Source organism: Pseudoalteromonas sp. MMG006, from assembly GCF_018101025.1.
Classification (GTDB): domain Bacteria; phylum Pseudomonadota; class Gammaproteobacteria; order Enterobacterales; family Alteromonadaceae; genus Pseudoalteromonas.
Genome location: NZ_JAGJEJ010000019.1, coordinates 15,413 through 29,258, shown reverse-complemented (window position 1 = coordinate 29,258; position 13,846 = coordinate 15,413). Strand labels below are relative to the sequence as shown.

The 13,846-nt window shown below is 38.4% G+C and carries 14 protein-coding genes, 2 tRNA genes, 1 pseudogene and 1 riboswitch; of the genes and pseudogenes, 9 read left to right on the top strand and 8 right to left on the bottom strand.

The annotated features are described in order from the left end of the window. Window positions 1–3: 3 nt before the first annotated feature. The 4 genes from J8L73_RS15780 to J8L73_RS15765 all read right to left on the bottom strand — a co-directional run bounded on the left by J8L73_RS15780 (window position 4) and on the right by J8L73_RS15765 (window position 4,191). Window positions 4–405 (bottom strand): hypothetical protein, encoded by a 402-nt coding sequence (locus J8L73_RS15780; RefSeq protein WP_211001559.1) that lies wholly within the window; start codon window positions 403–405, stop codon window positions 4–6. 60 nt (window positions 406–465) lie between these two features. After that, on the bottom strand, window positions 466–2,541 hold the full coding sequence (locus tag J8L73_RS15775; RefSeq protein ID WP_211018479.1) for a S9 family peptidase: 2,076 nt from the start codon (window positions 2,539–2,541) through the stop codon (window positions 466–468). Between the two features lie 147 nt (window positions 2,542–2,688). Next, the gene (locus tag J8L73_RS15770) at window positions 2,689–3,258 is read right to left on the bottom strand and encodes a chitin-binding protein (RefSeq protein ID WP_211001561.1); all 570 of its coding nucleotides are present in this window, start codon (window positions 3,256–3,258) and stop codon (window positions 2,689–2,691) included. A gap of 95 nt (window positions 3,259–3,353) precedes the next feature. Further along, window positions 3,354–3,444: riboswitch (cyclic di-GMP riboswitch) on the bottom strand. Window positions 3,445–3,534: 90 nt separating this feature from the next. Beyond that, entirely contained in the window at window positions 3,535–4,191 is a 657-nt protein-coding gene (locus J8L73_RS15765; RefSeq protein ID WP_211018477.1) for a cytochrome b/b6 domain-containing protein, read from the bottom strand. Window positions 4,192–4,298: 107 nt separating this feature from the next. On the opposite strand from J8L73_RS15765, the gene J8L73_RS15760 reads away from it, so the two are divergent. The 3 genes from J8L73_RS15760 to J8L73_RS15750 all read left to right on the top strand — a co-directional run bounded on the left by J8L73_RS15760 (window position 4,299) and on the right by J8L73_RS15750 (window position 6,064). Beyond that, window positions 4,299–5,000: an AzlC family ABC transporter permease gene (locus J8L73_RS15760; protein ID WP_211018469.1), complete on the top strand. Its 702-nt coding sequence runs from the start codon at window positions 4,299–4,301 to the stop codon at window positions 4,998–5,000. Next, complete coding sequence (locus J8L73_RS15755) at window positions 5,000–5,299, top strand: AzlD domain-containing protein (RefSeq protein ID WP_211018466.1); 300 nt, start codon at window positions 5,000–5,002, stop codon at window positions 5,297–5,299. Before J8L73_RS15760 ends, J8L73_RS15755 begins: the two co-directional genes overlap by 1 nt. A gap of 273 nt (window positions 5,300–5,572) precedes the next feature. Then, window positions 5,573–6,064, top strand: a complete 492-nt coding sequence (locus J8L73_RS15750) for a glutathione peroxidase (RefSeq protein WP_211018464.1) — start codon at window positions 5,573–5,575, stop codon at window positions 6,062–6,064. A 118-nt stretch (window positions 6,065–6,182) separates the two neighbouring features. Here the strand turns inward: J8L73_RS15750 and J8L73_RS15745 are convergent, their stop codons facing one another. Continuing rightward, window positions 6,183–6,368: a hypothetical protein gene (locus tag J8L73_RS15745; protein WP_082660591.1), complete on the bottom strand. Its 186-nt coding sequence runs from the start codon at window positions 6,366–6,368 to the stop codon at window positions 6,183–6,185. A gap of 390 nt (window positions 6,369–6,758) precedes the next feature. Between J8L73_RS15745 and J8L73_RS15740 the strand changes: the two genes are divergently transcribed. Then, on the top strand, window positions 6,759–7,556 hold the full coding sequence (locus J8L73_RS15740; protein WP_211018462.1) for a YggN family protein: 798 nt from the start codon (window positions 6,759–6,761) through the stop codon (window positions 7,554–7,556). 78 nt (window positions 7,557–7,634) lie between these two features. Here the strand turns inward: J8L73_RS15740 and J8L73_RS15735 are convergent, their stop codons facing one another. Continuing rightward, on the bottom strand, window positions 7,635–9,080 hold the full coding sequence (locus tag J8L73_RS15735; RefSeq protein ID WP_211018461.1) for a PLP-dependent aminotransferase family protein: 1,446 nt from the start codon (window positions 9,078–9,080) through the stop codon (window positions 7,635–7,637). 101 nt (window positions 9,081–9,181) lie between these two features. Between J8L73_RS15735 and J8L73_RS15730 the strand changes: the two genes are divergently transcribed. Continuing rightward, window positions 9,182–10,084: an EamA family transporter gene (locus J8L73_RS15730; RefSeq protein ID WP_211018459.1), complete on the top strand. Its 903-nt coding sequence runs from the start codon at window positions 9,182–9,184 to the stop codon at window positions 10,082–10,084. Window positions 10,085–10,119: 35 nt separating this feature from the next. Here J8L73_RS15730 and J8L73_RS15725 read toward each other — a convergent pair whose 3' ends face one another. Continuing rightward, window positions 10,120–10,989 (bottom strand): diacylglycerol kinase family protein, encoded by an 870-nt coding sequence (locus tag J8L73_RS15725; RefSeq protein WP_211018457.1) that lies wholly within the window; start codon window positions 10,987–10,989, stop codon window positions 10,120–10,122. A 327-nt stretch (window positions 10,990–11,316) separates the two neighbouring features. Here J8L73_RS15725 and J8L73_RS15720 point away from each other — a divergent pair, with 327 nt between their 5' ends. The 4 genes from J8L73_RS15720 to J8L73_RS15705 all read left to right on the top strand — a co-directional run bounded on the left by J8L73_RS15720 (window position 11,317) and on the right by J8L73_RS15705 (window position 12,815). Beyond that, window positions 11,317–11,457, top strand: coding sequence for a hypothetical protein (locus tag J8L73_RS15720; RefSeq protein ID WP_211018447.1), 141 nt, complete (start codon window positions 11,317–11,319; stop codon window positions 11,455–11,457). A 219-nt stretch (window positions 11,458–11,676) separates the two neighbouring features. Further along, window positions 11,677–11,767 (top strand) — tRNA-Ser (locus tag J8L73_RS15715). Window positions 11,768–11,820: 53 nt separating this feature from the next. Beyond that, window positions 11,821–11,913 (top strand) — tRNA-Ser (locus tag J8L73_RS15710). Window positions 11,914–12,329: 416 nt separating this feature from the next. Next, on the top strand, window positions 12,330–12,815 hold the full coding sequence (locus J8L73_RS15705; RefSeq protein WP_211018445.1) for an RNA-binding protein: 486 nt from the start codon (window positions 12,330–12,332) through the stop codon (window positions 12,813–12,815). Here the strand turns inward: J8L73_RS15705 and J8L73_RS15700 are convergent. Continuing rightward, window positions 12,814–13,778 (bottom strand): annotated as a pseudogene (locus J8L73_RS15700) (aminotransferase class V-fold PLP-dependent enzyme); the annotation flags it as partial. The gene J8L73_RS15705 and the pseudogene J8L73_RS15700 overlap by 2 nt on opposite strands. Between the last annotated feature and the right edge of the window lie 68 nt (window positions 13,779–13,846).

Genomic DNA, 13,846 nt, shown 5'->3' with positions numbered 1-13,846 from the left:
AAGTCACAACCAATATGTTTTTATATATTCATCGTCAGGGTGTTGATGTAAATAGCTTGCTGAATCTTTATAAAAGTTAACTTCAACATCACTGTTATTCCATACTTTTTCAAACATATCTCTAGCAATAATGTTGGCATATAAGTAGTCAACACGCTGGTAACCACGTTCTTTTACACTGGCAAAATAAGTCTCTAAGGAATCTAAGCTATCAAGTGTTAATAGTTCAAATTCTTTAAGATTTACCACAACAAATTTTACCGCACCTTTAGAGTGGGTACTCAACTCATGTACCACGCCATTTGTTAACGAGTTAATCCCTTCATTATTAAAGCTCCCCACTAACTTTAAATACATAGTGGGTGGTTGAGAACAAATATTAAACTCACCATGTGCTCCAAACATAAATTACCTTTTATATATCAGTACATGATTAAAGCTTAATACAATTTTTTAATTTTGCAGTTAATTTATAAGAGCAATAAAAAAAGCCATTTCGAGCGCTTTTTCTTCGAGGCTTTTGAAGCGACCCGATGCTCCGCCATGCCCTGCATCCATATCTGTTTTAAACACTAAAATATTATTATCGGTTTTAAGTTCACGCATTTTTGCAACCCATTTCATAGGTTCCCAATACTGTACTTGTGAGTCATGAAGGCCTGTTGTTATTAGCATATGCGGGTAGTTTTGCTCGCTAATATTATCGTACGGTGAGTAAGCTTCAATTATATCGTAAAACGCAGGGTCGTTTGGGTTACCCCATTCGTCATACTCATTGGTAGTAAGCGGAATACTTTCATCAAGCATGGTTGTAAGCACATCTAAAAATGGAACATGGCAACCAACACCACAGTATAGTTCTGGAGCTTGGTTTACAACGGCGCCCATTAATAAGCCACCAGCACTTCCGCCTGATGCAAAAATTTTATTTTTATCACCATAACCTTGCGCTACTAATGCCTTAGTTACATCAATAAAATCGTTGAAGCTATTTTGCTTATGCTCTTTTTTACCTTGCTCATACCATTGGCGCCCCAGCATTTCTGAGCCTCTAACATGGGCAATTACATATACAAACCCACGATCGAGCAAGCTTAATGCTGTACTTGAAAAGCTTGGATCAAGTGTATAACCATAAGCACCATAGCCGTATTGAAACAACGGGTTTGTTCCATCTTTTTTAAAGCTGTCTTTTTTATACACTATTGATACAGGTACTTTGATACCGTCGCGTGCGGTTACCATCAATCGTTCAGATTCATAGTCATCGGCGTTGAAGCTACCTAGCACTTTTTGCTGTTTGAGTAATGTTTTAGCGCCGGTTGCTAAATCAACATCATACAAAGAACCTGGCGTTGTGAGGCTCGAATAATAAATACGCGCGCTTTTAGACTCAGGCTCTGGGTTCATCGCTACTGCGGCGTAATAACAAGGGTCATCAAACTCCAATGTCATACGCTCATTGCGCTTATTCACAACTACAAACCGAGCTTGCCCTTGCTCTCGCTCGCTCAGTACTAAAAAGTCGTTAAATAATTCAACGCCCTCTAACAATACACTTTCGCGATGCGCCGTATGTTCTTGCCAACGTGCTTTGTCCGCAATAGTTTGGCTAGTCGCCGTCATTAATCTAAAGTTTTGAGCTTGCCAGTTAGTTACTATGTAAAAAGTATCGCCAAGTTTGTCTACATCAAACTCGTGACCCTCTTCGCGAGGCATTAATGCTTTAAACTCACCTTTTGGATTATTAGCATCTAATACCCATGTATCGTTTGTTTCTGTACTCGCTAAATCAATAATAATTAAGCTTTCATCGCGGCTTTTACCAAGACCCATAAAAAAGCTACTGTCGTGCTCTTCGTAGACCATTACATCTTGAGTTTGTTTAGTACCCAGTTCGTGTCTAAACACCTGAAAACCTAATAGCGTTTGCAGGTCTTTTTTTACATAAAAAACAGTTTTATTATCGTTTGCCCAAACAATTTGCCCTTCGGTATTTTCAAGTACGTCATCAATCATTTCATCTGTTAAAAGATTTTTAAAACGTACGGTGTAAATACGACGCCCTTCAGTATCTTCAGAATACGCCATAAGCTGCTCGCATGGGCTAAGGGCAACTTCACCTAATTCAAAAAACTCATAACCCGTAGCAAGCACATTTACATCTAACAGCAGACTTTTATTGTCTGTGCTCATGCTAGTGCTTCGGTAATGGCGAGAGTACTCATCATCACCGCGTACTTCTGAGTGATACCAGTAAGCACCATCTTTTACAGGTACTGTATTGTCATCTTTTACTATGCGCCCTTTCAGCTCTTTAAAAATAGCTTCTTGCAGTGGCTTCATTGGCGCTAGTTGTGCAGCGCAATAGGTGTTTTCTGCTTTTAGGTGCGCTAATACATCTTCGTTTTGACGCTCATCGTCACGCATCCAATAATAATTATCGACCCGCGCTTTATTGTGGGTAGTTAATGTATAAGCTTGCTTTTTAGCAACAGGGAAATCAGGCAATAAACTTAAAGAGTAATCAGGACGAGGCACAAAATAACCAATATAAAAAATAACAATGTGGTCAGTTTAACATAAAAATAAAAAAGCCCACCCAATACTTGGGTGGGCTAAAACGGTAAACGCTTCATCACTAAAACCGTTATACCTTTGGGAAGATAGTCTATTTAGTACACTTAATTAACAGGGTACTTTTTGCCAAGCCATAGCCCAGCTTTTGCCTACACCAGGTTCAAACATAGGTTTTTCATCATCGCTTGCACGGCAAAACTCATTAAATGGCCATGGCTTGCATTGATAAACATACCCTGTTTTAGGTTGTAGTACCTTTGTACCAGCACTGTAGTTATTAATATGTTCTGGGTATATATAATCATATTGCTGGCTGCACTTTTCAGGGCGTTCATGGCACTTAGCAATGCAATGAAAATTAACTTCAGCTTTGCAAATACCACTTGTTTCTAAAGCAAATATTTTATTATGCCGATACGCTACAACCAAACCTTGTTCAGTCATTCGCCCTGCGCTTACTAAAGGTACATGCACGTTTATATACTCGGCGATTAAACGTGGCCAAGCATGCGGTTCACCTTCTTCGCAAGAGATAATTTTATAATCAAACGATAAATCAACGAGCACTCCTTGCATGTCGTAAAAAGTTACACTCACCACGTCGCCAATAAATAATTGGGTATGATGATTTAAGCAACCTATTACTGACCACGTTCCACAGGCCAGCGTCGTATGCATAAACACAGCAACACCTTAGAGTCACAAAAATTTATCCATGGTATATGGATACACAATAAATATATTGAGGGCAAGAGATACACGATAATACACAGTGCAGCAGTCCCGCTATCGTAGTTTTACAAGTAAAACCTTAGACCGGAAACTTTGCGTCCTAACCTTTAGGTTAGTTTGCCAACAACTCGGCGATTATAATTAGCCACCGCACAACAATCAAACAAAAGAATGTAACCGAGACAAAAAAACAACCCTTTAAGATTGTTTTTAATCCATTTATTAGCTAAATAAATAATTTAACGGCTCTTTGGCCCAACTAAATGCTAGCACCGCTAATAACCCTAAAAAGATCACCCACGCAGGCCAAGATGATTTAGTAAGCTTTGTTTGTGCATTTTCATCACCAAGTTCTTTAGTACCTGTAACCATTGCTTTAACAAGTGGCTTACCTTTAAATTTATATACAATAATAGCCAGCATATGCAAACCAATAGCGTATAACAAAATGTCAAAATTAAGGTGGTGTAGCCAATTAGCAAAATCTACGGTATCGCTCGATACATACTCAACTAATGGGCCGTCTGTTAAAATACCATCACTGCTCATTAGCCCTGTTAAAAGCTGAGTACTAATAAGTATAAAAAACAAAATTATCATGTAGCTGCCCTGCGCAGAGTGCCCAGGTGCATCTGTAGGGGTTTTAATTGCGCTAATTACCGACTTTGGTGAATGTATTAGCGCACTAATTTTTGCTGTTTTACTGCCAAACACTCCCCAAATAAAACGGGTAACAATAAGTGCAAGCGTAAAAAAGCCCATTACAAAATGTAGCTCAATCATGCCCTCTTCGGCACTAAAATATAACGCAGCAATACTCATTACTAATAACCAATGAAAGCTTCTAATAAAGCTATCCCAAACCTGTACTTTTGACATTGCGCCCACCCTAAATAAAACAGTACTATTTAATATGATATCTACTTTAACATCATCATATTAAGGTATCCTTATGAGTCATTCCACAAGTCATATGAGTAAAAACCATGCAAGGAACTAAAAAAGCTATTTTAAAGGGCTTTTTAGATATGCTGCCACTTTGTTTAGCGGTTATTCCGTGGGGTATTTTGTGTGGTTCTTTAGCTATTCAAAATGGCTTTAGCGCTTTTGAAACCCAAGCTATGTCACTTTTGGTTTTTGCAGGCTCTGCGCAATTAGTCGCTATAGAGCTTATGGCGGGTAATACTCCGCTACTCACTATTTTATTTACTACGTTTATTATCAGCTCTCGTCATTTTTTGTATGGTCTCGCTGTTCGTCATAAAGTCATTGATAAACCCATGCGCTGGCGCTTACCGGTAAGCTTTGTATTGACCGACGAGCTATTTGCTTTTTCGCACCATCGCAAAGCATATAGAACAAAAATAAGATTAATATACGCACTTAGTGCCGGGTTTAGCTTTTATATAGCTTGGAACTTGTGGACTCTCATTGGTATTGTGGCGGGCTCTATGCTGCCTGACTTAACCAATCTAGGGCTAGACTTTGCAATTGCAGCTACGTTTATAGCGTTAGTTATTCCAGGTGTTAAAAACTTAGCCACCTTAGTCACCGTGATAGTCGCGGGTATAAGCGCAACTCTATTAAAAAGCACAGGGTTTGAGCTGTGGTTAGTATGCTCGGCTTTACTTGCTATGTGCGCAGGGTACTTCACATCAAGAATAACCACAAAGAAGGACGCGCACTAATGATGATCACAATATTACTTATGGCGTGTATTACCTTTTTTACGCGTTACTTATTTTTGCACCGTGCATTACCATTTAAGGAGGGCCCCAAGATGCAGCAATTTTTAAGCTTTAGTGCCCCAGCCGTACTGACAGCTATTTGGGTCCCTATTGTATTTTTAAATAAAGAGGGTATTAACCTTAATTGGCAAAATCCCTATTTAAGCGCGGCTATTGTGGCCGTTATTGTGGCTTACAAAACACATAACATTTATTACACCACCCTTGCAGGAATGGGTCTTTTTTTAATACTTAATTAGGGCATGTTGATCGTCCCTAGAAAGAGCTAAAGGGCAGCGCATGTTTGGTATTTATGCCGCGTTATAGCTTATTCATAGAGAATAACCACACTACATAGGCTAAGCCTTGCTTACAAACAAACATACTGATGCAAATTTACCCACAAAAGTTCAACATGCCCTAAGCAACCCTACATTTATTAATAGATTTTTGTTACTGCAGTGAAACTTTATACTTTTCGATATATGCATCAGCGAGTAGAATGCTTGAAACAATAATAATAAGCGTCAATCATGCACGAATTTTATCAATTAAGCGCAACTAGCTTGCAAGGCCAGCCCATTAACTTTAGTGATTTTAAGGGGAAGGTTGTACTTATCGTAAATACCGCCAGTAAGTGTGGGTTTACCTACCAGTATGAGTCTCTTCAGGCCTTACACAATAAATATGCAAGCCAAGGTTTGGTTATTTTGGGTTTTCCGTGTAATCAGTTTGGCCAGCAAGAGCCTGGCGACGCCACCCAAATAGAGCAAGGCTGTTTAATTAACTACGGTGTTAGTTTTTTAATGTCGGCCAAAGTCGATGTAAACGGTGAGCATGCCCATCCTATTTTTCGTTATCTAAAATCAGCATTGCCTGGTTTTTTAACACGTAAAATAAAATGGAACTTCACTAAGTTTTTAATAGCGGCCGATGGCACACTGATAAAACGCTACGCTCCTTTTACTAAGCCTGAAAAGCTAGAAATAACCATTCAAAAAGCACTTAAAAACATTACGGCATAAAATTAATAAAGAGGCGTATAGCCTCTTTATTGCCAGTTAAAACTAAGCGTTAAACATGTTTATAACCACACGTATAAATACCTAAACAAAACTGGCGATGTATTTTTACTAGTACAATTTACTCTATGTAATCGCTTAAATCGTCTTCGCCTAGGTTTTTACGCAAACGTTTTTGTTCAAGATAGTCTTCCAACTTTTTCTTAACTTTTTGCTTGTTTTTATCATGTTGATTACGCCCGACCATTTCGTATTCGTCTTCAACAAAATCATCATCTAGCGCATCGTAACTAAATGTCTTACCCACAACCCACTCCATAAAGTGTTTGAGACCAATTAAGGATTTTATAATCGCAATAATTGGTGAAATTAAAAATGTTCAGTACTAAATATGATTTACATATTAGTACCAAAATAAAGCCATGTAGCTATCGTAAATAGTCTTCATGTCAGTATTGTGAATAAATAGCGCTAAATTCGAATTGAGGAAAGTGAGAGTTTTTTATCGTATCGATAAATAAAATTTATCACTTTTTATTTTTTAGCCAATTTGACTAAAAAATAGTTATTTACTTAATGAAAGAATCACTATCAAGCCGCCCATAAACACCTAACCCATTGTTTAAAATAAACAAATAAAACTGGCACCAAACTTGTTATTAGTTAATCGTCATCAACAAAAAAGTAGAGAACAAACATGAAAAAATTACTATTAGTAAGTGCTTTAATTTGTACGCCCGCTGCAATGGCTCACAACGATAACGATTCTGCAATTTCATTTAGTAACGAACAGTGCAATGTTGAATTTAAAAATGATGTACGTATTAAGCCAAACGAATTAGAAATTTTTACAGCTAATAATCGCACCATGCAGTTCACTACTGACGGCGATTTAACTATAAACGGTGAGTTAATTAACCTTAATAGCAACCAACGCGCAGCGTTAAACACCTACTCTGATAGCTTACGCACTCAATTACCTGAAGTAGCGAATATAGCTTTAGAAGGCGTTAAAATTGCAGGTGTTGCACTCGCTGAAGTAGGCAACGCATTTAATATTGATGGCTTAGATAATATGTCTGAACTGATGGACGATATTAAAGTGGAAGTAGAAAACACTTTTTATCAGCAAGGCACCTTTGTCATGGGCCAGCAAAGCTTTAATCAGTTTGGTGAAAACTTTGAACAGCAATTCGAAAATCAAATAGAAACGGCTGTTGAGTCTGCAGTTATGCAATCAATGGGCAGCATTTTAGTTGCACTAGGCTCTGAATTATTAGGCTCAGGTGGTGATATGGAAGCATTTGAGCAGCGCATGGAAAATATGGGCGCACAAATAGAAGAAAAAGTAGAACTACATGCTAATGCACTTGAAGAACGTGCTAACGATTTATGTGGTAATTTTGCCGACATTGCTAAGCAAGAAGAGCAATTAGTAGCACAGTTACCTGCGCTTCAAGGCTATGAGTTATTTACAATTAAGCCAACTAAGTAACCCAAGTAACTATATTTAACATCCCTTTAGCAGCATTTAAGGTTACTTAAATGCTGCTTTTTTATGTACTGATTTACATTATTTTCTTGCTAATAAAGTAAGCTCGCCTAATGTAATAATAGCGTGCTCCATTTGCTCACTCCATTGCACACCATAACTTAATCTAAAACAGCTTTTATATTTACTCGTCGCAGAAAATATAAGCCCAGGCGTTATGCTTATGCCTACCTCAAGCGCCAGTAAAAAAAGCTTTTGGCTATCGTACTCGCCACCTAAGTCGAGCCAAATAACGCAGCCGCCTTGAGGGTCACTTATGCGAGTATTTTTTGGCATGGCTTGTTGTAAACAAAAGCGCATACGGTCTTTGTTCGTTCGCAAGCGCTGCCTTAATACCTTTAAGTTTCTATCGTATTCACCGCTGGCAATAAATTCCGATAACGTCCATTGATTAATTAACGATGTTGAGCAACTTAAAGCGCGCTTATACCGCCGAGCTTGCTGAGCGTACTTACCCGCAATTAACCAACCAACACGATAGCTAGGCGCTGCCGTTTTAGAAAAAGAGGAGCAACTAATTACGAGCCCTTTTTTTGAATAGGTTTGTGCAGGTGTACCTCGTTGTGGGGTAAAGTATAGATCGCCGTAAACGTCATCTTCAATAAGTACCACGTTATGGTTTTCTATTAGCTCTACCATTTGCTTGCGATTTTTATCGTTCATAAAGCTGCCAACTGGATTGCTAATAGCGGTAGAAAATAAACATACTTTAATGTCGTGATCGTTTAATGCTTGCTCTAAGTCGTTAAGCCAAATCCCGTTATCTGGACACAGTGGTATTTCGAGTGCTCTTAAGCCTAAACTTTCTATTAATTCAATAATACCGTGATAACACGGGGTCTCTATGGCAACGGCATCACCGGGCTTTGTTACACACTTAAGCGCTATTGCAAGCGCCTCTTGTGCACCATTAGTGATCACCAACTCATCTATATTAATACCTATACCAAAACCCAAATAATAATGTATAAGCTGCTTTTTTAACGGTACAAACCCATCCATTGGGCCATAATTAATGGCGCTGTTACCAGCAATTGTCATCACTCGGCGCATATTTCTCGCAAGTGCTTTATCGGTTGGGGCAGCCGCAACGGGGTTTGCGATACCAAAAGGCACTACGTTAACTTGATGAATCGCACTATATACTTGCTCTATTAGCGCTTGTTTATTAACAATAACAGGCTCGCGACTTAGCTTTACACGCTTAGGAAGACTGCGTGCTATAGCGACGGCTTTTAAAAAATAGCCCGATTTTTCTCTTGCCTCTATTAAGCCTTGATCTTCAAGCGTTTGATAAGCCTGCTTTACTGTAGGAATACTTATGTTTAGGTTAGTAGCCATTTTTCTTAGAGATGGCAGCTTTTCACCGGGCAACAAAACATGCTGTTCGCTCATATCTTTAATAAGTTGAATAACTTGCTGATATAAAAATTCAGGGGGTTTGTTGTTTACGGTTTTTAAGTTCATCGCACATCAAATCTGTATAGGTTACATTTTTACTTTTCTGTATATGGTAAGTATACAGCTAGCTCTTAAAATAACCACTCACCCGGTATTTAGGATCGACAATGAAAAGTGCAGCGCTATACATTACAACTGTTTTAATTTGGGGCTCTACTTGGCTAGCTATTGAGTTTCAGCTAGGTGATATTGCTGTAGAGCTGTCGCTATTATATCGCTTTGCTATCGCAGCCGCGCTAATGTGGTTATATGTAGCGTACAAAAAACCCGACGTGCGTTTTTCGTTGGTAGACCATGGTTTTTTTGTGCTGTTGGCACTATGTAACTTTAGCCTAAATTATTTAACGTCAGCCATGACCTCAATTGCGTTTTCTATGCTGCTGGTTATGAATATAGTAAATACACGATTATTTTTTGGAAAACCTATATCTAAGCGGATCTATACAGGCGCAATACTTGCTGTACTGGGCATAACGTGTCTATTTTGGCCACAACTACAGCAGTTCGACTTGAGTAATGGTGCGTTGGTCGGGTTACTACTTGCTCTTAGTGGCACCTTTGTGGCTTCATTAGGAAACATGGTAAGCGTAAGAAACTCACGCAAGCAAATTGGTGTACTCCAAGGCAATGCTTGGGGCATGTTATACAGCGCAATTGGTTTAGTTTTATATGTACTAATGAGCGATGTGCAATTTAGTTTAAACGCCCCAAGTAGTTACTGGCTTTCGTTACTTTATTTATCAATATTTGGCACTGTAATAGCATTTAGCTGCTACTTTGCGCTACTTAAAAATATTGGCCCTGAGAAAGCCAGCTACGTTATTGTACTGTTCCCGCTTGTTGCGGTAACACTCAGTAGCTTTTTTGAAGGCTTTGAGTGGCATGCAAATACCTTTGCAGGATTTAGCTTAGTACTTTTAGGTAATGCCATCGTGCTTACCCCTACAAAACAAATTAATGCCTTTTTAGCAAATAGAGTCATTGCTAAAAACGGCTCCGTCCCCAGTTAGAAGCGTTTAACGCAACTAACACAAAAGCGCCTACCCTAATGTAGGCGCTTTTTTATTGGGCAATGAAAAAGTAAAGCACCAGTATGAACGCTAATCTTTGCTGGTGTTTCTCCAACCAGCTCTCCATCCGCTTCTATTAGTAACCCTTGAGTCATTATTTCGGCGCTAGGTATGCGGCTATAGGTAAGGTTTTGAATATGTTGGTGACGCTTAAACAATAATTTTATAAAGCTCAGCACATTATAAAACACTCCGCCAGAGCGCATTTGATAACACTCAAGCTGCCCATCACTTAAATCTGCATTGGGAGCAATCTTTAAACCACCGCCAAAGTATTTATGATTTGCAAACACCGTAATTAAATTAGGGTATTGCATAGTTTGGATATTAAATATCCCTTTTAATTGCTGAGCACTGTAATACATTAGCTCTCTTGCGCTTATCCAGCTGTAATCAAACGCTGAAAAGCATCCTTTCGCATTAATAGCCTTTACTACATGAGCATCAAAACCTACCCCGGCAATATTAATAAAGTAACGAGTATTTATTTTTCCTATATCAATTGCGATGGGCGGATTGAATAGTGCTTGTTTCCATTGTTCTTTATTACAGTCAAACCCTCTTGAGAAATCATTACCGGTACCACAAGGTAGCAGCGCTAAAGAACAATGACTTCCCATTAATGCGTTAACGGCCAAATGCAAAGTACCATCACCCCCTAATACAACGGCTTTGTTGACCTTACTTAATTGCGCTTTTATTTGTTCACAGTCGTGTTCAAAGTTTCCCGTAGTAAAAAAAATACAATAAGTTAGCTGGCGTGTTTCACAGGTGCCTAAAAGCCAATTTAAAGACTTTTTACTGTGTTTTTTAGTGCTTGGTTTAGCAATTATCAGTAATGACAAATTTTTATATCCAACTATAAAGTAGATAACGAGATAATGAGTGTTTTAATTAAATTTTTTTAATCTGAATAACTAATCAAAAAATAATAAGTTAAATGCATAGCAAAAAATAAAAAACTGGCTATACCCCAACATAAAAGACAAAAAAGACTATCCAGATATACATAACTATGCAGATAAACAAAAAAGCTTACTGAATCAAATCTTAACAAATAAAAATCGCATTAGTTTAACTAATGCTTCAGGCTCAATTTTTATTGCTTTATTTTTAATCAAGCAACGTGCAAAATGCACGCGATTTCAACAGATACAACCCGGAGCAAAGTAATGAACCCAATCAATACCCTAAACCAAGCAGCTGATACTCACGTTGCAGTAAAACCAACTAACCGCAAAGCAAAAATGTTAGCCAAGCTTAACCGTATTGGTAAAAGACTAGCACTTAGCGGCGCAGCTCAATATAAATAATCACTCAACCATGATTATTTTTTCGGTGCAGCAAGCACCCAACCACTAAATTAAGTCACTTATTTAGCTCCTCTTGTTTGCTGCAACCTCTTTATTTTATTAAAAATTGCTTTAATTCCCTCTTATTTACAAAAAAAACCTCATTTACGTATATTTTTTAGGCAAACAGTCATTTTGCTATTTACACAGCGGTATCACCTAAGTATTATTCTGCGTCACGGAGAGATGGCAGAGTGGTCGAATGCACCGGTCTTGAAAACCGGCATAGGTTTGTAGCCTATCTAGGGTTCAAATCCCTATCTCTCCACCATATTTTAATTGGTGGCATTATTTTACTTCCATCAATACAAACGGTTATGCGTTGGAGAGGTGTCCGAGTGGCCGAAGGAGCTCCCCTGCTAAGGGAGTATAGAGTTTGTAGCTCTATCGAGGGTTCGAATCCCTCCCTCTCCACCATATACTGTATATAAGCCACTTAACTGTGGTTTTTTTGTGCCTAAAATTTAACACCAATACTAAATTGGGAGGGTGAGAACCCTCGACAGGGTTCGACAAAATGTCTGGAACATTTTAGACCGCTGCAAGCGTCGCGCAGCGATTGATTACATGGATGTAAGCAAGTCTATCCCTCCCTCTTCACCATATACTATATAAGCCACTTAATTGTGGTTTTTTTGTGCCTAAAACTTAGTGATACCACATAAATAAATTAGCAAGCGCTAGCTTAACTATAAATTTATGATGCTATCCAAAATTGCCGCCTTTAAAACACCCTCTATAGATATTTCTATACTTTATAAAAATTAAACAAATTGTGCCAAACAAAAACTTAGTGCATTATTAATATAACTTTAGCCAATTTAGGTTTAGCAATGATCAGGCTCATATTGCTACTTGCGTATGCAGTACCATTTGTTTCCTTTGCAAAAAATACAACGGTTTATAAATGTGTGATTAAAGGCGTTCCTACTTTTAGTCAAACACCCTGCGCAAAGGACGCACAAGTTGTTACTCTCAAAGAAATAAATGTGATTGAGGCTTATAAAAGCTCAACGCCAGGAAAGAATATTACCGACTCATCCGTCGATAATTTTTTAAAAGTTCAAGAAATAGATCGTGAAATAAAAAAGCTACAGTTAGAAATAAAACAAAGCCAAAAAGAATACACAGCAAAAGCCCAGCAAATTAGTTACATAACTCAAGATCAGGCAAACCGTTTAGGAGCATCTTCTATTGCCGATGCCAGAGCGACTAAAACAGCAGCGTTAAAAGAGGCTTATGACGCCTCAATTAACCAACTACAGCAGCAAATAAACGCTTTAAAACAACAAAAGCAGCAGCTTACCCCAACGCTTTAAGCACTGCATTTTGGTGTTTTGCAAAGTTTAAAATAACCGTCCCACTGCAATGTGGCCTATGTATAGATGACACAACGTACTCTTTTAGCTGCTGATTAATAAGTGTTAGCATTGCAAAGTTGTGATCTCTTACTTTGTCAGCCCCAAGCTTTGCAAAATACATAATGCTATTTGCAGCAATAATATAGGGGACAACTGAGGGCGTTCCTCCCCAAAATTTAAGCGCACTGCTGTTATATTCAAAGTGATGTATATTAAATTCAAAAGGGTTTTGATGTGAAAACCAACCAACATCTTTAGGCTCGCAACTATCTAACTGCGCCGGGTTTACCCATAAGTAAGCAGCGCCAAGGCCTGCACATAAACACTTAACGCTTGAGCCAATCATAAAGCCGGCATTAAGTGCGGTTAAATCAAGCGGGAACACACCGGCAGATTGAACAACATCAATGATTGATAAGCTACTAGTACGCTTACTCAAGACCACAATGTCGTTTACAGAGGCTTGTACTCCTGTATTTGAATAAACATGACTAATAAAAACTAAATCTATATTTGGAGTTAAGTACTGCTCCCACACATTAATATCAGATAAGTTTTCATACTCCGGGATAAATGTTATTTTTGCGCCTTTGGACAGCGCTTTTTGCATGGCAAAACCTATACTAGGGGGAAATCGCTTTGCGCCATAAGCACATTACACTGTTTTTTGTATTTGAGGATGCGACATCAATATCTTAATTAAGGCGCTTGATAAGTTTACTTTCGGGCAAAACTCGCTACTTCGCGCGTTAAATAAATTCCCTAATGCTTGAGTAAATTGCTCAACAGCAGGTAGCCATTGTTGCCATGGCTCTTTATTAGAGTCTGCCACGGTGCAAAGTAATGTTGAGCTAAGTACTGCTGAGTATTTTTGAACGCTCGCCCCACTGAGTGATTAAGTAAATAGCTACCATCGGCGATACGAAATCATTTAGTAAAAAACAATTGCCATTATAAAAAATTCCTCAAATAAGCTACTGTTAGCTATA

What these genes read in the sequence shown, in the direction of transcription:
- J8L73_RS15780 (WP_211001559.1), bottom strand. Translation starts at nt 405, where the DNA reads ATGTTTGGAGCACATGGTGAGTTTAATATTTGTTCTCAACCACCCACT.
- J8L73_RS15770 (WP_211001561.1), bottom strand. Translation starts at nt 3,258, where the DNA reads ATGCATACGACGCTGGCCTGTGGAACGTGGTCAGTAATAGGTTGCTTA.
- J8L73_RS15765 (WP_211018477.1), bottom strand. Translation starts at nt 4,191, where the DNA reads ATGTCAAAAGTACAGGTTTGGGATAGCTTTATTAGAAGCTTTCATTGG.
- J8L73_RS15760 (WP_211018469.1), top strand. Translation starts at nt 4,299, where the DNA reads ATGCAAGGAACTAAAAAAGCTATTTTAAAGGGCTTTTTAGATATGCTG.
- J8L73_RS15755 (WP_211018466.1), top strand. Translation starts at nt 5,000, where the DNA reads ATGATGATCACAATATTACTTATGGCGTGTATTACCTTTTTTACGCGT.
- J8L73_RS15750 (WP_211018464.1), top strand. Translation starts at nt 5,573, where the DNA reads ATGCACGAATTTTATCAATTAAGCGCAACTAGCTTGCAAGGCCAGCCC.
- J8L73_RS15740 (WP_211018462.1), top strand. Translation starts at nt 6,759, where the DNA reads ATGAAAAAATTACTATTAGTAAGTGCTTTAATTTGTACGCCCGCTGCA.
- J8L73_RS15735 (WP_211018461.1), bottom strand. Translation starts at nt 9,080, where the DNA reads ATGAACTTAAAAACCGTAAACAACAAACCCCCTGAATTTTTATATCAG.
- J8L73_RS15730 (WP_211018459.1), top strand. Translation starts at nt 9,182, where the DNA reads ATGAAAAGTGCAGCGCTATACATTACAACTGTTTTAATTTGGGGCTCT.
- J8L73_RS15720 (WP_211018447.1), top strand. Translation starts at nt 11,317, where the DNA reads ATGAACCCAATCAATACCCTAAACCAAGCAGCTGATACTCACGTTGCA.
- J8L73_RS15705 (WP_211018445.1), top strand. Translation starts at nt 12,330, where the DNA reads ATGATCAGGCTCATATTGCTACTTGCGTATGCAGTACCATTTGTTTCC.